The following is an 18,351-nucleotide window of genomic DNA, read 5'->3' as shown; positions in this document are numbered from 1 at the left end:
TGCCCATGTTCTGGTGTACGGGACCTGGCGCGCCGAGGATCACGATTTCCGTCATTCCCTCGAATCGGCGGTATGCGTGACCACGCGGGCACGCTCTGTCATGCCCATCCCGTCACCCAGGCGTACCAGCGGAGCGGGAGACGGAATGTGGCACAGTGTCACCTGTGAGTGGTATTCCCGTCGCCGACGACGTTCTCGGTGCAGATGTGGCCGTTCTCCCGCTTCCGGAGGCCGCGACCGCGCTGAACGTTTCGGCCAGCAAGGTCCGCCAGATGCTGCGTGACGGTCACCTGATCGCCGTCCGGCGCAAGGGTGAGCTCTACGTCCCTGCCGCGTTCCTGGTGAAGGACGGCGTGGTCAAGGGCCTGGCGGGCACCATTACCGTGCTCGCGGACTCCGGCTTCAGCCGGACGGAGATGCTGCGCTGGCTCTTCGCCGAGGACGACACCCTGCCGGGGGCCACCCCGGTCAACGCGCTCCGCACCAGCCACGGCACCGAGGTCAAACGGCGCGCGCAGGCGATGGCGTTCTAGCTCTGACCAGCATGAACGTCGCGGCCGCGAGGAGCTGACACCCCGCCGCGGCACTCAGCGCCGTGGTCACGGAGAGTGCGCTCAACGGCCCCGCGACAGCGGCACCCGCCGCGAGTCCGGTGATCTTCACGCTCGCCGCCGTCGTGAAAACCTGAGCCCGTACTTCCGCGGGCGCTTCGCGATGACGGATGGCGAAAAGCGCCGAAAGCTGCGGCCCTTCGGCGAATCCGGCGAGTACGGCGGCGGCCGTCAGGGTCACCACGTCGTGTCCGGTGGCCGCGAGCAGGAAGCTCGAGCCCAGCAGGCCTGTCGTGGCGAGGACCGTGCGGTCCGGCGGTGGCGGCTTGCGGGCCAGTACCGCGTTCGCGCCCAGCGACGCGGCGGCCAGCACGGTGAGCAGGAGCGCGCCGAATCCGGGGGCGTCCAGTCGCTGGGCGCCGAGCAGTGGGTAGCACACCAGCGCGATCCCGATACCGACGAAGGACACCGTGGACGTCGCGGTGGCCCGAAGCAGCGCGCGGTTGCGGAAGAGGACCGCGAACCCCTCGGCGAGCCGTCGGCGGATCGGTTTCGCGGGCTTCGCTTCGGCGGCGGGGAGTGCCCAAGCCGCGGGGAAAGCAGCCGCGACCAGCGTGATCGCAACGGCCACCGCGGCCGGGGCGCCGGCGTAAGCGGCCACGAGCCCGGCGAGTCCCGGACCGGCGAGGCTCGCGGCGGCGAACGTCATCGCGTCCAGCGCACTCGCCCTCGGCAGCGGTGTCCGGCCGCGGACCTGCGGCAACTGGGCCGTCCAGCCGCCCGCCAAGGCCGGGTTGAGCAACCCGGCCGCGACGGCGACCGCGATCACCGCGGGGACTTCGATGAGCGCGAGCACCACGCCGAGCCCGCCCGCGTAGGCGAGCAACGCCCACGCCAGCAGCCGACCAGGCCTGGTACTGCGGTCGAGCAGCGCGCCGAGGAGTGGCCCGCCCGCCGCCGCGGAGATCGTCAGGCCCGCCAGCAGCGCGGACCCGGTGGCGGCCGAGCCATCGACGCTGAGACCGAGCAGGAGCAACGCCGGTCCGGACAGTTCATCGCCGGTTCTGGCGACCGTTGCGCCGGTGAGGTAGACGGCGAGTCTGTAACGGCCTCTCATGGGTGAGACGTTACAGTGAGGGATGACTTCAGCGCAGCGGGATTTCCTGCCCGGCCGGTCGGCGCGGGCGGCGGCGCAGCGGGCGGTGGATCTGCTGGTCGTCCTGCTCTCGCCAGATCCGTCGGTTCCTGCTGTCCGCGCCGTGCTGGAGGCGCACGGCGAGACCTCGGTCGAGCTGGCGCCGTCGGACGTGGCGTCTTTGCGCGAGGCGGCTTCGGAGCTGCGGGAGGTGTTCGCGGCGCGGGATGTCGCGTCGGCGACCGGGGTGCTCAACCGGTTGCTGGCCCGGTACGGGCATCCGCCGCGGCTGACCGACCACGCCGACGGGTTCGGCTGGCATCTGCACGTGGACACCGATGACGACGGGCCGTGGGGCGCGTGGCTGGTGACGTCGTCCGCGCTGGCGTTGGCGGTGCTGCTCGCGGACCGCCAGGCGCCGCCGGGTGGGCTGTGCGCCGCCTCGGGCTGCGGGAAGCCCTTCGTGCACCTGGGCGGGGGGAGCCCGCGGCGATACTGCTCGTCGCGGTGCGCTACTCGGGAGCGGGTCGCGGCTCACCGGCGCGATCGGTCCTGAATGTCAGGAACGGGACTTTCATCGCAAAATCTGCCATAAAAGTCCCGTTCTTAACACCTGAAAGCGATTCAGCCCTGCTTGTCCCGCCACTGAATCCACGAACGCAGCTTGTCGAGGTTGTAGTCCGGCCCGCCGGTCGCCACGGTGAACAGCGAGACGCCCTGCGCCAGCAGCTTCGGGCCCAGCTCCTCGGGCTCGCCCTCGACGGCGACCGAACGCTCGATCTCCTTCGGGTCCCGGCCGACGTCGGCGCAGTGCTGGTCGAGGATCTTGACCTTGCGCTCGACGACCTCCGGGTCGCCGAAGCCGTGCCAGATGTCCGCGTGCTTCGCGACCAGGCGAAGCGTCTTCTTCTCGCCGCCGCCACCGATCAGCACCGGGACCTTGCGGACGGGCTGCGGGTTCAGCTTCCCGAGCCTGCTCTCGATCCGGGGGAGCGCCTCGGCGAGGTTGTCGAGCCGCCCACCCGCGGTGCCGAACTCGTAGCCGTACTCGTCGTAGTCCTTCTCGAACCAGCCGGAGCCGATGCCGAGGATCAGCCGCCCGTCGGAGATGTTGTCGACGGTGCGGGCCATGTCGGCCAGCAGTTCGGGATTGCGGTAGCTGTTGCACGTCACCAACGCGCCGATCTCGACCCGTGACGTGGACTCCGCCCAGGCCCCCAGCATGGTCCAGCACTCGTAGTGCAGGCCCTCGGGCTCGCCGTACAGCGGATAGAAGTGGTCCCAGTTGAACACGATGTCCACACCGAGGTCTTCGGCCTCCGAAGCCGCCCGGCGGATCGCCTTGTATTCGGCGTGCTGCGGCTGCAACTGGACGCCGATCCGGATCTTCCTGTTCGAAGCAGTGGTCATGATGGAAGCCTAAGCCTGGAGTTGCTCCACGCGCTCGCCAGTAACTTCGGAAGGGCGACGGCCGCACGACGACGGCGGGGGACGACCGCGCGGGTGCTCAGCACGTCGTAACCGAGGGCGACGATCTCGTCGAGAATGCCTTCGCAGAGTACGAGCGCCGTCCGCACGCAGGCCCGGGATTCCTCGCGCAGCAACGGGATTCCTGCTTCGGCCCGGCGATACACCGCCCGGTTGCGCGCCACCGCCACCGCCACGGCGAGCGCGCGCCGCACCCGCCGGTCCGGCAGCCCGCGGGCGCGCGACCATTCGAGCAGTTCGCGGTCGACGCCGAACGCCGCGAGTTCCTCGGTGGGCAGGTACAGCCTCCCCCGGTCGAGGTCCTCGCCGATGTCGCGCAGGAAGTTGGTCAGCTGGAACGCCTCGCCCAGCGCGGCGGCACCGGGTTCGGCCTCGGGGACCGGGACGACGGTGCCGAAGACCGGCAGCAGCTGGAGGCCGATCACCTCGGCCGAACCGTGGACATAGTCCTTGAGGTCGGCGTAGGTCGTCTACTCGGTGATCTTGAGGTCCATCGCCATGGACCGCAGGAACGCGTCGAACAGGTCGCGGTCCAGGTCGTGGCGCCGCACGGTGTCGGCGAGCGCGGTCAGCACCGGATCGGACGGCGTGCCACCGTCGAAGACTTGTCCGACCCGTCTGGCGACCTCGCCGAGCGCGAACGCCGGATCGGTGCCGGGCGCGGGATTGTCGACCAGTTCGTCCGCCATCCGCGCGAAGCCGTACAGCGCGTGCGCGAACGGCCGCGTCCGCGACGGCAGCAGCCGGGTCGCGAGGAAGAAGGTGCGGCCGTACTGGGCGTTGATGCGGCGGCATTCGGTGTACGCCGCCCGCAACGCCGGTTCGGTGATGCCGGCGGCGTCGAGTTCCGTCATCGGCCGGTGACCCTTCCCGCCGCGAGCCTGCCGGAGATCACCACCGGCGGGATACCGACGCCCGGCGTGGTCCCGCAGCCGGCCAGCACGACGTTTTCCGCCGCTCGCATCAGGTTTCCCGGCCGGAACGGACCGGTCTGGGCGAAGGTGTGCGCAAGGGAGAACGGGGTGCCCGCGGTGAGGCCGCGCTCCGCCCAGCCCGCCGGAGTGATCGTCTCGTCGACGGCGAAGTCGTCCGAGAATCCGGTGAGGCCGCGCTTTTCCAGTGTCCGCAGGAGTTCCGTGCGATAGGCGGGCCCGACCCGGCCCCAGTCGATCTTGCCGCGGCGCAGGTTCGGCGCCGGGGCCAGCACCGAGATCACCTGGTCGCCGCCGGGGGCGAGCCCCGGTTCGGTCGCGGTCGGCCGGGTCACCAGCAGCGACGGATCGCTCATCAGCCTGCCCTCGCGGATGATCTCCGAGAACGTCTTTTCCCACGCTTGGCCGAAGAAGATGGTGTGGTGGCCCAAATCCGGCCAAATTCTTCGCGAATGTCCGTGCAGGACGACCGCCGACGGCGAGTACCGCAGCGGCAGCGGACGCCGGGGGCGGGCGCCGAGCAGCCGGTACGCGGTGCCGAGTTCGGTCGCGAGAACCACGGTGTCGCAAGGGATCCGCTCACCCGAGCGGGTCCGGACCGCGCGCACCCGCGAGGAAACCCTTTCCAGCCAGGCAGCCTCGGTGCCGAACCGCAGTTCCGCGCCGGCGCGTTCGGCCGCGCTCGCCATCGCCCGCGCGATCGCGCCCATCCCGCCCGCCGGGTAGTGGACCCCGCCGACGGTGTCCATGAAGGAGATGACGCCGTACGCGCCGATCGCGCGGGCCGGGTCGAGTCCCGCGTAGAGCGCTTGGAAGGAGAACAGGCGGCGCACCCGGTCGTCACGCAGGAAACCGCCGATCTTCGGGCCGAGCCGCCCGAAACCGCCCAGTGCGGCCAGTTTCGCCAGTTCCGGCCGGACCAGGTCGAGCGGGGAATCGAAGTTCGCGCCGATGAAGTGGTCCTTCTGCACCGCGTACAACTCGGTGAGCCAGCGCCGCAGGCGACGGTAACCCTCGGCCTCGGCCGGGCCCGCGACCGCGCGGATCTCGGCCTCCATCGCCGCCGCCTCGGTGTGCACGGCGATCGTGCTGCCGTCGGCGAACCGCGCGCGATAGGCCGGGTCGAGCCGGGTCAGGGTCAGGTTGCCCGCCAGCGACTCGCCGACCGCCGCGAAGGCCTCGTCGAGCAGTTCCGGCATGGTCAGCACGCTGGCACCGGTGTCGACGGTGTTACCGCCGAAATCCGACTGACCGGCCCGGCCGCCGGGGGTCTTGTCCTGCTCCAGCAAGGTCACCCGGCGTCCGGCGCCGAGCAGGTGCAGCGTCGCCGAGAGCCCGGCGAGCCCGCCACCGATCACCACCACGTGGTCACTCGGACCGGTGACGGTGCGCATCAGTACGTCCGCTGGGTCGCCTTGACGACCAATCCGGTCAGCGCGGCGGGAGCGGGCTCGGCCAGGTGGGCGCGGTCCAGCGCGGCCAGCGCGGACTCGGTGAGCTCGTCGATGCGGCGTTCCACGGCGTCGACGGCGCCGACGTCCTGCAGTGCTTCGCGCACGGTCTCGACGGCGTCCTCGGAGAGGTGCGCGTCGCCGATGGCGTCGGAGATGACCCGGGTCGCGGCGTCCTCGCCCTGCTCGGCCGCCCGCTGGAGCCCCAGCGCGACCAGCAGCGTCCGCTTGCCTTCGCGCAGGTCGTCACCGGCGGGTTTCCCGGTGACCGACGGGTCGCCGAACACGCCGAGCAGGTCGTCCCGCAGTTGGAACGCCACGCCGACCTCGTCACCGAACTCGCGCAGCGTCGCGATCAGGGCGTCGTCGGCGCCGCCGAGCGCGGCACCGAGGTGAAGCGGGCGCATGACGGTGTACGCGGCCGTCTTGAGCTTGCAGATGTGCAGTGCCGCCTCGGGGGAGGCGTCGCCGGTGGCCTGGGTGCGGACGTCGAGGTACTGCCCGGCGAGCACCTCGGTGCGCATCGCGCGCCACGCGGGCCGGGCCGCCGCGAGGGCCGCGGGCGGGAGCGGCGCCTCGCCGAACATGTCGTCGGCCCAGGCCAGCGCGAGGTCGCCGACCAGGACGGCGGTCGCGAGCCCGAACGTGCTCGGCGAACCCAGCCACCCGCTGTCGGCGTGGAGTTTGGCGCCCGCGATGTGCACCGTCGGCGAACCGCGGCGCGAATCGGAAGAGTCGATGAGGTCGTCGTGGATCAGCGCGCACGCCTGGATCAGCTCCAGGCTGGCCACCGCCTGCAGTACGCCTTCGACGTCCGGCCCCGCCGGATCGCCGCCCGCGCCGCGCCAGCCCCACCACGCGAAGGTGGGACGCAGGCGTTTGCCGCCGCCCAGCACGAACCCGGCCAGAGCGTCGATCCCGATTCCCACGGTCGGTTCGGCGCGGCGGATCTCGGCGCCGGCGCGCTCGAGGAACCCGGCCAGCGCCCGCTCGACGTTGGCGGGCAGATCGGCGTCGTAGGCGGACGTGTCCATGAGCACATCCTCCGGGAAGGGCGCCGTCGTGACCCAGTCGGGTGGCGTGGAATGTGGTGAAACAGACCCCGCGACCAGTCCTCTGGTTGCGGTAGTTGCACGCGCATGGACCGCAACCAGAGGACTAATCGCGCGGAACCTTGTCACGCGCCCCCTTGTCGTAATGCCGCTTCGCCCGCGCCCGGTTCCCGCAGTCCGACGAACTGCACCAGCGCCGCGACCGGTTGCGCGTGTGGTCGGTGAAGATCCAGCCGCAGCCCGGCCCCTCGCATTCCCGGATCCGATCGAGATCCCCGGATCGCAGCAGGTCCTCGGTCGCCAGCGCGAGAATGTGCGGCAACGCGGTGTCGTTCACCAGCGGAACCGTCCAGCGCAGCGGCAAGGACGGCGCGAGTTCGGCGTGCCGGTACGCGGAGACCAGCGATTTCCGCAGCGGCCCGGCATCCGGCGGGTCCGACACGAGCACCCGGTAGAGCGTTTCGCGGAACGCCTTCACCGTCTCCAGGACGGCCTCGGAGATTTCCAGCCGCTCGTCGCCGGCACCGACCAGGACGACCCACTCGGACAGCCGCACCGGGGTGGAAAGCCGGTCGTCCCGCCTGGCCGGATCACGCCGCCAGGACACGGTGTTGACCAGGTCCAACGGCACGCTCCCACCGACGCTGTCGTATCCGTCCCAGTGGCCGTCCACGAATCCTCCTAATGGTCAAACTCAGTTTAGCTTGTTAGGGTCGAAGCATGACAACGTTCCGGCGGCACTACCTGGCCGGCGCCCGCGTCGGCCTCGGGCTCGGTGTCGCGACCTTCGTCCTCGGTGTCACCTTCGGCGCCTACAGCCAGACTCTGAACTGGGGGATCGCCGCCCCGATCGTCGCGTCGATCATCGTGTTCTCCGGCTCGGCCCAGTTCGCGATGGCCACCGCGCTCGCGGGCGGCGGCAACCTCGCCGTCGCGGCAGGCGCCGCGGCCCTGATCAACGCCCGGTTCCTGCCGATGGGCGTCGCCGTCGCCAAGGACCTGCGTGGCGGGCGACTGCGCCGCGCCTGGGAGGGTCAGGCCGTCGTCGACGGTTCCTGGGTGGCCGCCCATCTCGGCGAAGGGCGCTTCGACCGCGAGAAGCTCATCGGCTGCACGCTCGTCCAGTTACCCGCGTGGGTGCTGGGCACGGTGCTCGGCGTCCTCGCCGCCCCGTCCCCGGACATCGTCGCGCGCTTCGGGCTCGACGTCGTGTTCCCCGGTTTCTTCCTGATCCTGCTCATCGACGAACTGCGCCGTTCCCGCGAGGCGGTCTGGACGGCCGCGCTCGCCGCCTGCCTCGCCGGGATCCTGGTGCTGTTCGTCCCGGTGGGGCTCGCGCTGATCGGCGCCTCGGCCGCCGCCCTGGTCGGAGTGGGGGTCCGGCGATGACGCTCTGGATCACCATCGTCGTCGTCGCGCTGATCAGCGTCGGGTTCAAGGCGGCGGGCCCGGCCCTGCTCGGCGACCGGGAACTGCCGCCCCGGCTGGCCGGGATGATCGCGCTGCTCGCGCCCGCCCTGCTGGCCGGTCTGGTGCTCACCGACATCACCGGCCCGGCCTGGACCGGGGTCGACTGGACGCTCTGCGCCGGGCTGGCCGCGATCGCGGTGACCTACGTGCTGCGTGTACCGGCGCTCGCCGCGATCCTCTGCGGGGTCGTCGTCACCGCCGCACTGCGCTTCCTGATCTAGGGTCCTGCGGGAGCCTGGATCAACCCCGCACGCGAGTTCGGCGAGGAGAAGGCCGCACGTGTCGTGTCCGTGGGTGGCCGGTGGTGCCGAAGGTTTCCTTCGCCGCCCTCAATGGCTCCAGAACGGGCCGCCCAGCCCCGCCTGCTTGAAGTACGCGGCCGCCGAGGCCGGATCGCGGCGCTGGTAGCCGTGCTCGAGCCTGCCCTCGTACCAGCCTGCCGCGAGCCGCCACAGCGTCGCGAGATCCAGGACGTATCCCTTGTCCTGTCCTGTTTCCGTCAGCCATCCGTCCACACAGGACTCGCCGCAGAACAGCCGCTGGTTGCCACAGGTGTGCACGACGTCGTCCCACATCCGCGCCACCGGGACCAGGAAATGCGCGACCAGTTCACCCTTCGGTGGGGTCCGGTCGTTCACCAGCAGAGCCTGCGGCCCACCGCAACCACGGCAGCGCGTGGACACGAGCACCTCGGGTTCGGTCTTGACCAGATGCGGGATCGCGAACGCGTCCCAGGCGCAGCCGCCCCACCAGAGCGTCCGTTCACCCATCACGGAGAACCCGAGCGGGATCGCCGCGAACGGATGCGCCATCACGACGTGTTCGCGCGCGTCGAGCACCAGATGCCGCTGCTCCGCGAGCCGGTGCAGCGCCTGTTTCGCCACCGCGAGCGACCCGTGGGCGGCGTCGGCCAGTTCCGGCGCCGTCGGCCGCCTCCCGTGCTCGGCGAACGCGCGGTAGACCGCGACGCGGACGTCTTCGTCCCAGCTGGTGTCGTCTTCGGCGCTCATGGCTCCAGAGTCTCCCCAGGTGGACGTCGCTCGGCAACCGCTCGCGAGTGGCTGAAGTCGCCCGTCCCTTGCCTGAGAGGGGGCTCCCAGCCAGCGGGCTTTCCCCCCTAACATGGCGGTATGACGTCGGTGGTCGAGCGGTTGCAGGGTGATGGACCCGTGTTCTCCATCGAGTTCTTCCCGCCGAGGGACGCGGTGGACGAGGCCGTGCTGTGGAAGTCGATCCGGGAACTCGAGCCACTGGACCCGGCGTACATGTCGATCACCTACGGCGCCGGCGGCTCCAGCCGCGACGGCACGATCCGCAGCATCGCCCGCGTCGCCACCGAGACCACGCTGGTACCGATGGCGCACCTCACCGCCGTGAACCACTCCGTCGCGGAACTGCGCAACGTCATCGGCTGGTACGCCGCTGTCGGCGTGCGGAACATTCTCGCGCTGCGGGGCGACCCTCCGGGCGACGTCTACGGCGACTGGGTCCCGCATCCGGACGGGCTCAACTACGCCGAGGAACTCGTCGAACTGGTGCGGTCGCTCGGCGACTTCTGCGTCGGCGTCTCGGCGTTCCCGTACGGCCACCCGAGGTCGGCGAATCTCGAAGCCGACACCGAGTACCTGGTGCGCAAGCTCCGCGCGGGCGCGGATTTCGCGATCGCGCAGCTGTTCTTCGAGCCCGAGGACTTCCTCCGCCTGCGGGACCGGGTGGCGGCCACCGGCTGTGAGGCGCTGGTCATCCCCGGCATCATGCCGCTGACCACGCTGCGGACGCTGCACACGTCGATCAAGCTCTCCGGCGCGCCCGCGCCGCGGCGGCTGCTCGACCGGCTCGAACCGCTGGCCGACGACCCGAAGTCGTTCCGCTCGGCGGGGATCGACGCGGTGACCGAACTGTGCGAGCGGCTCATCGCCGAAGGTGTCCCCGACCTGCACTTCTACACGTTCAACCGGTCTAAGGCCACGCGTGAGGTGGTCAGCAGGCTCGGCCTGGTCCCGGCCCGCGCGTAACTCCGTACCGAAGTCGCCCGTCGTCCCGGTAGCGTGCTGGTCATGGCTTCGACCGCGCAAAGTGTGCACCAGATCTGTGACCGGTACGTCGACGAGTACGCGGCGGCCGACCCGGTCACCGCGACGACGTACGGCATCTCCGGATACGACGACCAGCTGACCGACTACTCGCCCGCCGGGCACGCGGCGCGGGCCGCGATCGCCTCCCGCGCGCTGGCCGACATCGAAGCGGCCGAGCCACGCGACGACGGCGAACGCGCGGCCAAGGCGGTCTTCACCGAGCGGACCGGGCTGATCCTGGAGATCCACGAGGCCGGTCTCGACCTCGCCGAGCTGAACGTGATCGAGAGCCCCGCGCAGAACCTGCGGATGGTCTTCGATCTCATGCCCACCGAGTCCGAGGCGGACTGGGCGAACATCGCCGCCCGCATGGCCAAGGTTTCCGAGGCGCTCGACCAGTACCGCGCGTCGCTGCTCGCCGGTGCCGACGCGGGCCACGTCGCCGCGCTCCGCCAGGTCGGCAAGGTCGCCGAGCAGGCGGAGACCTGGGCGGGTCTCAAGGACGAGCCGGGGTTCTTCGACACGCTGGTGTCGGGCGCGAAAGGCGTCAGCGACGAGCTTCGCGCCGAACTCGAGCGGGCCGCCCACGCCGCGCAGGAGGCGTACGCGGAATTCGCCGGTTTCCTGCGCGCCGAACTCGCCCCGCTGGCGCCGGTCAAGGACGCCGTCGGCGCCGAGGCCTACCAACTGTGGTCGCGGTTGTTCACCGGAGCCACCCTCGACCTGGACGAGGCCTACGCCTGGGGCTGGGCCGAGTTCACCCGCATCGAAACGGAGATGCGCGAGGTCGCGGGCCGGATCAAGCCCGGCGCCACCCTGGCCGAGGCGGCCGCCGCCCTCGACGCCGACCCGAAGTACGTCGTGCGCGGCCGGGCGGAATTCCAGGCCTGGATGCAGAACCTGTCCGACAACGCGCTGAAGTCGTTGCGTGGCAAGCACTTCGACATCTCCGACCAGGTCATGGAGCTGGAATGCAAGATCGCTCCGCCCGGCGGCACGGTCGGCGCGTACTACACCGGCCCGAGCGAGGACTTCTCCCGTCCCGGCCGCATGTGGTGGTCGCTGCCGCAGGGCAAGGACGAGTTCACCACCTGGCGTGAGGTCAGCACCGTCTACCACGAGGGCGCGCCGGGTCACCACCTGCAGATCGCGACCGCGGTCGACCAGTCGCGGTCGCTCAACAAGTACCAGCGGCTGCTGGCGTTCACCTCCGGGCACGCCGAGGGCTGGGCCCTGTACTCCGAGCGGCTGATGGAGGACCTCGGTTTCCTTTCCGACGACGGTGAGCTCTTCGGCATGCTGTCCGAGCAGCTGTTCCGCGCCGCGCGCGTGATCGTCGACATCGGCATGCACCTGGAGCTGGAGATCCCGGCGGGCACCGGCTTCCACGAGGGCGAGCGGTGGACGCCCGACCTCGGCCTGGAGTTCATGCTCACCCGGACCGTCACCGACGCGGCCCACGTGTACGACGAGATCGACCGCTACCTGGGCTGGCCGGGACAGGCGCCGTCGTACAAGCTCGGCGAACGCCTTTGGCTCACCGCGCGCGACGAGGCCCGTGCCCGGCAGGGCGACGCCTTCGACATCAAGCAGTTCCACACGCGGGCGCTCGCGCTGGGCGGGATGGGGCTGGACACGCTGCGCGAGATGCTGGCCGCGCTGGACTGAGCCCCGCTCTCGTTCTTCGTGCGGGTGATCACGCCGCGATGAAGGACGCTTTCCCCGCGAAATTCGCCAGGAAAGCGTCCTTCATCGCACTTCCGGACGTCGGCAGGGCGGTCAGCGCCCTGCTAAGCCGAAGGGGCTCTTCAGCCCCGTGCCGCAATTCACGTGCGCACGCCGCCGCTGCCTTGCTACGTTCCCTCCGTGCACCGGATCTTTCTCGTCACCCCACCCCCCGCCTCCTGAGCGGGGTGTGCGCGGCCGCGCGGCGTTCCAGCCGCCCGGCCGATCCGTGATGCGCTGAAAGCACCCCGCGTCGTCGACGTCCCTTCCGACAGACACAGACGCAGGAGCGTTTCCCATGTCCCTTGCCGTACCCACGCGCGCCCGATCGTCGGCCGCGCTGGTCCTCGCCGGCGTCCTCTGGGGGACCGGCGGTCTCGCCGGCTCCCTGCTCGCCTCCCGCGCGGAACTCCCTCCGCTGAGCGTCGCCGCGTACCGGCTGCTCATCGGCGGCCTGGTCGCCACCGGCTACCTCTGGCTCACCGGAGGACTTCGCGGCCTTCCCCGCACACCACAGGCCCGCCGTCGCCTTCTGGTGGTCGGCGGCCTGTTCGCCCTCTTCCAGGCCAGCTACTTCGCCGCGGTCTCGCTGAGTTCCGTGAGCGTCGCGACCATGACCACCATCGGCAGCGCCCCCGTGCTGCTCGCCGTCGCGACGGTCGGAAGAACCCGGCGCTTGCCAGGAACGTGGACGCTGGTGTCCCTGGCCGGTTCCCTGGTGGGACTCGCCCTGTTGCAGTGGACACCGGGGGAGAAGGCCAACGTCGCCGGAGTGCTCTTCGCACTCCTCGCCGCGGCCGGGTTCGCCGCGCTGACGCTGGTCACCGCGACCCGCGTCGAAGGCCTGGATCCCTTGCCCACCACCGCTTTCGGTTGCCTGATCGGCGGCGCGGCGCTCCTGCCCGCCGCGTTGTGGTTCGGAATGGCCGTGCCACCGCAAGCCGACGTGCTCGCGCTCGTCCTCTACTTCGGCGTCGTGCCGACGGCGCTGGCGTACGCCGCGTACTTCCGCGGCCTCGAAAGCGCGCATCCCGTACTGGCCGCGCTGTCCGCCCTGCTCGAACCGCTGACCGCCGCCCTGCTGTCCATGGCCGTGCTCGGGGAACGGCTCGGCGCCATCGGCTGGTGCGGCGCGGCGGTGCTGATCGCCGCGCTCGCCGTCGCCTATACGAAGCCTTAGAGGGGCAGCGTCCGGCCGAGGATCGCGAACGCCCGCGGATCCCCGGCGAAGTGATAGTCCCGCAGCACATCGACGAACCCGGTGCGCCGGTACAGGTTCCAGGCCCGGCTGGTGCCTTCCGGGGTGGAAAGGAGGACGTGGGCGCTGGGCACGCCGTCGAGCAGCCGTCGCAGGAGGTCCTCGCCGATCCGCTTTCCCTGGCTCGCGGGGCTGACGTGGATCTCGGTGAGCTCGAAGTAGTCGGACATCCAGTGCTCGGCGGCGGCCTGGCCCTCGCGGCGGGTCAGGCCGTGGCGGACCTGCTCATGCCACCACTGGCCGCCGCGTCCCTTGTAGCCGTAAGCGAGCCCGAGCAGGACGCCGTCCGCGTCGAGCGCGGCCATGCAGCGCCACCCTTCGCGCAGCGCGTGCGTGAGCCACATCGGCGCGCGTTGTTCCGCCGTGCCTTCGGGATAACGCATGGCATCGACGTAGATGGTCAGCGCCTCGGGGAGCCGGGCGCGGAACTCGTCCGCGGACAGCTGGACGTAACGGGTGCATTCCGAGGACATCGCGGTCACGGGCGCCCATCCTGCCCGCCGCCCGCGACGGCCGCGGGGGTGCCCCCGGTCAGCGCGACGAGCCCGTCGAACGTCGTGGGATACACCGACTTCGGGTGCCCGGCCGCCGCCCAGACGACGTCGTGGGCTCGCAGCGCGGTGTCGACGACGGTGGTCAGCGCCGCCGGGTGCCCGACCGGCGCGACCCCGCCGATCGGCTGCCCGGTGTGCTCGCGGACGAAATCCGCGTCCGCCTTGCCGACCTCGTCGGCGCCGGTCAGCGAGGCGAGGAACGCGGTGTCGGCTCGGTGCGCCCCGGAGGTCAGTGCGAGCAGGGCGGTCTCGGATCCGCCGGTACGACTGCGGAACACGAGGCTGTTCGCGATCGCGCCGACCTCGACACCGAGTGCTTCGGCCGCTTGGGCGGCCGTGCGGACTTCGGCGGGGAGGATCCGGATCCCGTCGGCGGCGGCCTGCTGACCCGCCTCCGCGAGCGCGGCCGCGACCTTGGCCACGGAGGAGGGGTGGCCGGACTGGTCGATGGTGCTCATGAGCCTATGAGATCACGTGGCCGATCCCGTGTCCCGCACCACATGCGGCGATCACCCGGCTACGGGGTCGAGGTGGCCGGGGTTGAAGAAAGGGGCACTTCAGGGTTACATTGGACTTGTTCGAACAGACGTTCGACATTCGGTGAGCGCGCACCGGTAGGTGCCCGGGAGCGGGGGCGGGGGAAGCGCCTCCGCACCGGGCACCGGCCCGGCGCTCACGTACAGGAGGAGGGTCGTCATGTCCGTTTCGGTCGTGTCCCCCGACGAAGCCAAGAGGCCGGGGGACGCCGCACAGCCCGCCCTGCCGATGTCGTTGCGCCCGCCGGCGCCACCCGCGGCGGTCTCCTTGTACGCACAGGCAAGGCGCGGCCTCGGCGAAGCGGAGCGGGAGACCGATCCCGCGGAGCGGTTCATCGGGGCGTATCTCGCCGCGCTGAGGGGCGCCGCGGCGGTACTGGAGGCCCGCGGGCGTCCGCACCGTGGCCGTGCCCGGCCGGCGAGCGGCTGGGTGCTGCTCGAATCGGTCGCACCCGAGCTGAAGGACTGGGCGGTGTTCTTCGCGGCCAACTCCGCCACGAGGGCGGCGGCGCAGGCCGGGATCACCGGCAAGGTCACCGTCGAAATGGCGGACGATCTGGCGCAGGCGGCCTCGGTGTTCCTGGAACTGGTGCGCCGGGTGGTGCACGGGCTGTCGATGGGTGACGGGGCATATGTGGCCTAGCGCGCCACGGAGAGGGGGTGCCCGATGGCCGGGCAGGCCATGATCGACCAGGGCAGGTTCCTGGAGGTGATCGGCGCCGAGACCGAGCTGATGGCTCGGGTGGCGCACACCGCGTCCGCCGACGCGCCGGTCCCGACCTGCCCCGGCTGGACCCTCGGCGAGGTGCTCAGGCATGTGGGCAGCGTCTACCGGGTCTCTCTGCGGTGGGTCACCGACGGGCGGCGTCCGGAGCACTGGCAGCGCAAGCCGGGGCCGGGACAGACGCTGGAGGAGTACTTCCGCGAGGGCCGGGACGAACTCGTCGCCGAACTGTCCGCGCACGACGCGGACGAACTGGCGCCGACCTGGTGGCCGGCGGACCGCAGTTACGGGTTCTGGCGGCGGCGTATGGCGCACGAGGCGACGATCCACCGGATCGACGCGGAGAGCGCGGCCGGACGGGACGTGTCGGAGATCCCGGAAGACGTGGCACTCGACGGGATCGACGAGGCGCTGGCGCTCTGGTTCGGCCAGCGGCTGCCGTTGCTGGGACTGTCCGGCACCAAAACCGGCTCGGTCGGCTTGCGCACCGCGGGCCACAACTGGATCGCCAGAGCCGGGCCCGCGGAAACGGTCGCCTGGCGATGCTCGGCCGAGGAAGCCCAGCGCGCGGACGATCTGGTCACCGGCAGACCGGACAAGATCTACCGCTGGCTCTGGGGCCGGGCGGGTCCGACGGCGGTGACGGTCAGCGGAGACCAGGACATGGCGGGACAACTTTGGGCCCTTCTGCGGCTCGCGACCCGATGACCGGTCGGTGGGGAAGCCAAACCGGTCAGAGCCAGTCAGCGGAGCTGAAGATGTGCCTGAAAGCAACCGAACGCGTGAACCCGCCCTGGCTGAAGGCCCCGCGATCGCGGACGCGGGTCCACCTATGACGCGAAAGTGTCGGTGGTTCCGTCTAGGTTCACCGGTGTGACAGCGCGCCTGGTGAACCTGGTCTTCGACTCGGCCCTTCCCAGAGATCTGGCGGGTTTCTGGGAAGGGCTGTTCAGCTGGGACGCCCCGTTCGAACCCGCCTTTCGCACCGAGGCGGGGCCCAAACAGGGAAAGAACTGGCTGCACCTGGATCTGGCGAGCCGTTCCCTGGAACACCAGGCCGAACTGGTGGACCGTGCGCTGTCCCTCGGCGCACGGCACGTCGACATCGGCCAGGGCCCGCCGGAGGAGAAACGGGTGCCGTGGGTGGTGCTGGCGGACCCCGAGGGCAACGAGTTCTGCGTCCTCGAGCCCCGCGAGCAGTACGCGGGCACCGGCGCGATCGCCTCGGTCGTCATCGACGCCCGGGACCCGGAGCGGCTCGCGCGCTTCTGGTCGGCCGCTCTGGGCTGGGGAATCGGTGTCCGGGAGGAGGCGATCGTGGGCCTGCGGCCGCCGGACGGCCGTGGTCCCGGCGTCGAGTTCCTGGCCTCAGAAAACGAGAGACAGCACAGGAACCGGCTGCGGTTCGAGATCGCGCCCCGGCGAGGCGGCAGCCGGGTGGCCGAAGTCCGGCGCCTGCGGGAACTCGGCGCGACAGGCCTGGGCTCGACAGGGCAAGGCGGTGAGGCGATGGTGGACCCGGAAGGCAACGAATTCAGTGTGCTCACGCCCCGCTGAGCTGGTTCGCCTGCGTTGTTTCGTCCGGGTTGCGTGGGGGCGCCGAACGCTGACCTGAGCGAAACACCGGCGCCGTGGGCAGGCAACAACCGGCCGGGACCGTTGAGGTCATGGAGACCTATCGAGTCCGGCCCACCCAGGTTCATCCCGGTGAAGAGACGGCGGTCGCGTCCGCCTGGCGGGTCCGGGTCCGCGTGGACGACCGGCCGGGCACCCTGGCCAGGATCGCGATCCGGCTGGCCGATCTCGAGTGCAACATCCTCGGGCTATCGGTGCTCCCGGTCCCGGGCGGCGTGCTCGATGAGATCGTCCTGCGCCCGGCGACCGGCCTACCGCGACAACTGCTCATCGACACCCTCCGCGACGAAGGGTGCGAATGCTCCGCTGTCATCGACGCGGATCTGGCCGAACTGGTCGATCCGGCCACCGCGACGCTCACCTCGGCCAAAAGAGCCGTCGAGGAGCCCGGTGGCCTCGCGGAGGTGCTCCGCGGGGTTCTCGCGGCCGATGTCGTCACGAAGGTCCCGTCGATCGAGGCGAACCCGGCTCGCACGGAGGGCGGGCACCGGGCGGTGTTCCCGGTGGGCGACGGCACCGCGTTCGTCGCGCGTCGCCAGTGGTCGCCGTTCGTCGAACTGGAACTGAGCCGGGCCGTGGCGCTGATCGGCCTGATGACCGCCGTTCGCGACAACGTGACCGGGCCGATCGTGCTCGACCGGCCGGATGGTGTCGCGATCGTCCTGCGGAAGGGGCTCCCCGGTGACGCGGAGGCGGTGTCCGCGCTGCACGAGAGATGCTCGATGACGACGCTCTTCCACCGCTACCACACCGGGATGCGTGCCGTGCCGCGTCGCTGGCTGCACCGGCTCCTGATGCCGCCGCGCGGCGTGAGCCTGCTCGCGGTCTGCGGCCGTGACGTGATCGGGCTCGGGCAGCTGATCCCGTCGGCCAACGGCGGCGCGGCCGAAGTCTCGCTCCTGGTCGAAGATTTCTGGCAGCGCCAGGGCATCGGCACCGCCTTGCTGGCCAGGCTCGCCGTTCTCGCCACGGCCAAGGGAGAGCGCGAACTCGCCGCCGTCTGCCTGCCCGGCGACGACTCCCTCTACCGCACCGCCACCCGCGTGGGGCTCCGCCCCGAACGCGTCCCCGGCGACTCCGGCACCCTGCGCTTCACCCTCGCCACCCCCCGCGTTTAGTCCCCTACTCGCGGTAGTTCGCTCTCCCAACTACCGCAACTAGAGGACTACTTGCGGTAGTTCGGTCTCCCAACTACCGCAACTAGAGGACTACTTGCGGTAGTTCGGTCTCCTAACTACCGCAACTAGAGGACTACTTGCGGTTCCAGAACCAGTCTTTGCCGCGCGCCTCGCCCAACGCGCGCTTCTTGCGCTCTGCGGTGAGCCTGTCCAGGTAGAACTTGCCGTCAAGATGGTCGGTCTCGTGCTGCAAACATTGCGCGAGCACGTCGACGCCTTCGACCTCGATCGGTTCGTTGCGCAGGTTGACACCGCGTACCACGGCACGCTTCGCGCGGACGACCGGGAACCAGAGTTCCGGCACGGAAAGGCAGCCCTCGCCGATCTCGTGTGTCTCTTCGGACAGTTCGGCGATCTCCGGGTTGATCACGTACCCGGTCAACCCGCCGACGTCGTAGCTGAACACCCGCAGGCCGACCCCGATCTGCGGCGCCGCGAGACCCGCGCGCCCGGCCGGTTTCACCCCGTCCATCAGGTCGGTGACCAGTGACTCGATTTTCTTGTCGAAGGTCGTGACCGGGTCGCATACGGTCTTGAGCACGGGGTCCCCGAAGTAGCGCAGGTCGCGCATCACCATGTTCGAACGT

Annotated in this window: 20 protein-coding genes and 1 pseudogene; 11 read left to right on the top strand and 10 right to left on the bottom strand. The window is 70.6% G+C overall.

Features of this window, described 5'->3' with window-relative positions:
• Positions 1-164 precede the first annotated feature (164 nt).
• Positions 165-533 carry an Rv2175c family DNA-binding protein gene (locus BS329_RS41710; protein WP_084749295.1) on the top strand — a complete coding sequence of 123 codons (369 nt, stop codon included), beginning with the start codon at positions 165-167 and terminating at the stop codon, positions 531-533.
• Here BS329_RS41710 and BS329_RS00915 read toward each other — a convergent pair.
• On the bottom strand, positions 502-1,668 hold the full coding sequence (locus tag BS329_RS00915; protein ID WP_084749293.1) for an MFS transporter: 1,167 nt from the start codon (positions 1,666-1,668) through the stop codon (positions 502-504). The genes BS329_RS41710 and BS329_RS00915 overlap by 32 nt on opposite strands.
• A gap of 22 nt (positions 1,669-1,690) precedes the next feature.
• On the opposite strand from BS329_RS00915, the gene BS329_RS00910 reads away from it, so the two are divergent.
• The gene (locus tag BS329_RS00910) at positions 1,691-2,242 is read left to right on the top strand and encodes a CGNR zinc finger domain-containing protein (RefSeq protein ID WP_076154820.1); all 552 of its coding nucleotides are present in this window, start codon (positions 1,691-1,693) and stop codon (positions 2,240-2,242) included.
• Between the two features lie 68 nt (positions 2,243-2,310).
• Here the strand turns inward: BS329_RS00910 and BS329_RS00905 are convergent, their stop codons facing one another.
• From BS329_RS00905 to BS329_RS00885, 5 genes and pseudogenes are all read right to left on the bottom strand, one after another.
• The gene (locus tag BS329_RS00905; RefSeq protein WP_076154818.1) at positions 2,311-3,096 is read right to left on the bottom strand and encodes an LLM class F420-dependent oxidoreductase; all 786 of its coding nucleotides are present in this window, start codon (positions 3,094-3,096) and stop codon (positions 2,311-2,313) included.
• A pseudogene (locus BS329_RS00900) lies at positions 3,093-4,028 on the bottom strand (phytoene/squalene synthase family protein). Before BS329_RS00900 ends, BS329_RS00905 begins: the two are co-directional and overlap by 4 nt.
• Positions 4,025-5,500 (bottom strand): phytoene desaturase family protein, encoded by a 1,476-nt coding sequence (gene crtI, locus BS329_RS00895; RefSeq protein ID WP_076154816.1) that lies wholly within the window; start codon positions 5,498-5,500, stop codon positions 4,025-4,027. The pseudogene BS329_RS00900 and the gene crtI overlap by 4 nt, the downstream one beginning before the upstream one ends.
• On the bottom strand, positions 5,500-6,591 hold the full coding sequence (locus tag BS329_RS00890) for a polyprenyl synthetase family protein (protein ID WP_076154814.1): 1,092 nt from the start codon (positions 6,589-6,591) through the stop codon (positions 5,500-5,502). Before BS329_RS00890 ends, crtI begins: the two co-directional genes overlap by 1 nt.
• Before the next feature lie 124 nt (positions 6,592-6,715).
• Entirely contained in the window at positions 6,716-7,282 is a 567-nt protein-coding gene (locus tag BS329_RS00885; protein ID WP_076154813.1) for a CGNR zinc finger domain-containing protein, read from the bottom strand.
• Positions 7,283-7,329: 47 nt separating this feature from the next.
• Between BS329_RS00885 and BS329_RS00880 the strand changes: the two genes are divergently transcribed.
• Both BS329_RS00880 and BS329_RS00875 read left to right on the top strand, forming a co-directional pair.
• A complete protein-coding gene (locus BS329_RS00880) occupies positions 7,330-7,998 on the top strand; it encodes an AzlC family ABC transporter permease (protein WP_076154811.1) in 669 nt (222 codons plus the stop codon).
• Positions 7,995-8,300: an AzlD domain-containing protein gene (locus BS329_RS00875; protein WP_076154810.1), complete on the top strand. Its 306-nt coding sequence runs from the start codon at positions 7,995-7,997 to the stop codon at positions 8,298-8,300. The genes BS329_RS00880 and BS329_RS00875 overlap by 4 nt, the downstream gene beginning before the upstream one ends.
• 108 nt (positions 8,301-8,408) lie before the next feature.
• Here BS329_RS00875 and merB read toward each other — a convergent pair whose 3' ends face one another.
• Positions 8,409-9,089, bottom strand: a complete 681-nt coding sequence (gene merB, locus BS329_RS00870; RefSeq protein WP_076154808.1) for an organomercurial lyase — start codon at positions 9,087-9,089, stop codon at positions 8,409-8,411.
• Positions 9,090-9,209: 120 nt separating this feature from the next.
• Between merB and metF the strand changes: the two genes are divergently transcribed.
• The 3 genes from metF to BS329_RS00855 all read left to right on the top strand — a co-directional run bounded on the left by metF (position 9,210) and on the right by BS329_RS00855 (position 13,059).
• Positions 9,210-10,094 (top strand): methylenetetrahydrofolate reductase [NAD(P)H], encoded by an 885-nt coding sequence (gene metF, locus BS329_RS00865; RefSeq protein WP_076154807.1) that lies wholly within the window; start codon positions 9,210-9,212, stop codon positions 10,092-10,094.
• A gap of 42 nt (positions 10,095-10,136) precedes the next feature.
• A complete protein-coding gene (locus tag BS329_RS00860) occupies positions 10,137-11,822 on the top strand; it encodes a DUF885 domain-containing protein (RefSeq protein ID WP_076155099.1) in 1,686 nt (561 codons plus the stop codon).
• Between the two features lie 355 nt (positions 11,823-12,177).
• Complete coding sequence (locus BS329_RS00855) at positions 12,178-13,059, top strand: DMT family transporter (RefSeq protein ID WP_076154805.1); 882 nt, start codon at positions 12,178-12,180, stop codon at positions 13,057-13,059.
• On the opposite strand, the gene BS329_RS00850 is transcribed toward BS329_RS00855, so the two are convergent.
• Positions 13,056-13,619, bottom strand: a complete 564-nt coding sequence (locus BS329_RS00850; RefSeq protein ID WP_076154803.1) for a GNAT family N-acetyltransferase — start codon at positions 13,617-13,619, stop codon at positions 13,056-13,058. The two genes, BS329_RS00855 and BS329_RS00850, sit on opposite strands and share 4 nt — an antisense overlap.
• Positions 13,616-14,149, bottom strand: a complete 534-nt coding sequence (locus BS329_RS00845; protein ID WP_076154802.1) for a YbaK/EbsC family protein — start codon at positions 14,147-14,149, stop codon at positions 13,616-13,618. Before BS329_RS00845 ends, BS329_RS00850 begins: the two co-directional genes overlap by 4 nt.
• 238 nt (positions 14,150-14,387) lie before the next feature.
• Here BS329_RS00845 and BS329_RS00840 point away from each other — a divergent pair, with 238 nt between their 5' ends.
• The 4 genes from BS329_RS00840 (at position 14,388) to BS329_RS00825 (ending at position 17,704) form a co-directional block, all read left to right on the top strand.
• Positions 14,388-14,870 carry an SAV_6107 family HEPN domain-containing protein gene (locus BS329_RS00840; protein ID WP_076154800.1) on the top strand — a complete coding sequence of 161 codons (483 nt, stop codon included), beginning with the start codon at positions 14,388-14,390 and terminating at the stop codon, positions 14,868-14,870.
• Between the two features lie 24 nt (positions 14,871-14,894).
• The gene (locus BS329_RS00835; protein WP_076154799.1) at positions 14,895-15,659 is read left to right on the top strand and encodes a maleylpyruvate isomerase family mycothiol-dependent enzyme; all 765 of its coding nucleotides are present in this window, start codon (positions 14,895-14,897) and stop codon (positions 15,657-15,659) included.
• Positions 15,660-15,824: 165 nt separating this feature from the next.
• Positions 15,825-16,508 (top strand): VOC family protein, encoded by a 684-nt coding sequence (locus BS329_RS00830; RefSeq protein ID WP_076154797.1) that lies wholly within the window; start codon positions 15,825-15,827, stop codon positions 16,506-16,508.
• A 110-nt stretch (positions 16,509-16,618) separates the two neighbouring features.
• Entirely contained in the window at positions 16,619-17,704 is a 1,086-nt protein-coding gene (locus BS329_RS00825; RefSeq protein WP_076154796.1) for a GNAT family N-acetyltransferase, read from the top strand.
• A gap of 133 nt (positions 17,705-17,837) precedes the next feature.
• Here the strand turns inward: BS329_RS00825 and def are convergent, their stop codons facing one another.
• Positions 17,838-18,341, bottom strand: coding sequence for a peptide deformylase (gene def / locus BS329_RS00820; protein WP_076154794.1), 504 nt, complete (start codon positions 18,339-18,341; stop codon positions 17,838-17,840).
• Between the last annotated feature and the right edge of the window lie 10 nt (positions 18,342-18,351).

This window comes from Amycolatopsis coloradensis (assembly GCF_001953865.1).
Taxonomy (GTDB): Bacteria; Actinomycetota; Actinomycetes; order Mycobacteriales; family Pseudonocardiaceae; genus Amycolatopsis; species Amycolatopsis coloradensis.
Note: the sequence above shows the minus strand (reverse complement) of the source record. Positions and strands in the feature narration are given on the sequence as shown.

Coding starts and splice junctions, on each gene's coding strand:
- metF (WP_076154807.1), top strand. CDS start 9,210: ATGACGTCGGTGGTCGAGCGGTTGCAGGGTGATGGACCCGTGTTCTCC.
- merB (WP_076154808.1), bottom strand. CDS start 9,089: ATGAGCGCCGAAGACGACACCAGCTGGGACGAAGACGTCCGCGTCGCG.
- BS329_RS00835 (WP_076154799.1), top strand. CDS start 14,895: ATGGCCGGGCAGGCCATGATCGACCAGGGCAGGTTCCTGGAGGTGATC.
- crtI (WP_076154816.1), bottom strand. CDS start 5,500: ATGCGCACCGTCACCGGTCCGAGTGACCACGTGGTGGTGATCGGTGGC.
- BS329_RS00840 (WP_076154800.1), top strand. CDS start 14,388: ATGTCCGTTTCGGTCGTGTCCCCCGACGAAGCCAAGAGGCCGGGGGAC.
- def (WP_076154794.1), bottom strand. CDS start 18,341: ATGGTGATGCGCGACCTGCGCTACTTCGGGGACCCCGTGCTCAAGACC.
- BS329_RS00890 (WP_076154814.1), bottom strand. CDS start 6,591: ATGGACACGTCCGCCTACGACGCCGATCTGCCCGCCAACGTCGAGCGG.
- BS329_RS00880 (WP_076154811.1), top strand. CDS start 7,330: ATGACAACGTTCCGGCGGCACTACCTGGCCGGCGCCCGCGTCGGCCTC.
- BS329_RS00825 (WP_076154796.1), top strand. CDS start 16,619: ATGGAGACCTATCGAGTCCGGCCCACCCAGGTTCATCCCGGTGAAGAG.
- BS329_RS00910 (WP_076154820.1), top strand. CDS start 1,691: ATGACTTCAGCGCAGCGGGATTTCCTGCCCGGCCGGTCGGCGCGGGCG.
- BS329_RS00845 (WP_076154802.1), bottom strand. CDS start 14,149: ATGAGCACCATCGACCAGTCCGGCCACCCCTCCTCCGTGGCCAAGGTC.
- BS329_RS00875 (WP_076154810.1), top strand. CDS start 7,995: ATGACGCTCTGGATCACCATCGTCGTCGTCGCGCTGATCAGCGTCGGG.
- BS329_RS00905 (WP_076154818.1), bottom strand. CDS start 3,096: ATGACCACTGCTTCGAACAGGAAGATCCGGATCGGCGTCCAGTTGCAG.
- BS329_RS00860 (WP_076155099.1), top strand. CDS start 10,137: ATGGCTTCGACCGCGCAAAGTGTGCACCAGATCTGTGACCGGTACGTC.
- BS329_RS00915 (WP_084749293.1), bottom strand. CDS start 1,668: ATGAGAGGCCGTTACAGACTCGCCGTCTACCTCACCGGCGCAACGGTC.
- BS329_RS00855 (WP_076154805.1), top strand. CDS start 12,178: ATGTCCCTTGCCGTACCCACGCGCGCCCGATCGTCGGCCGCGCTGGTC.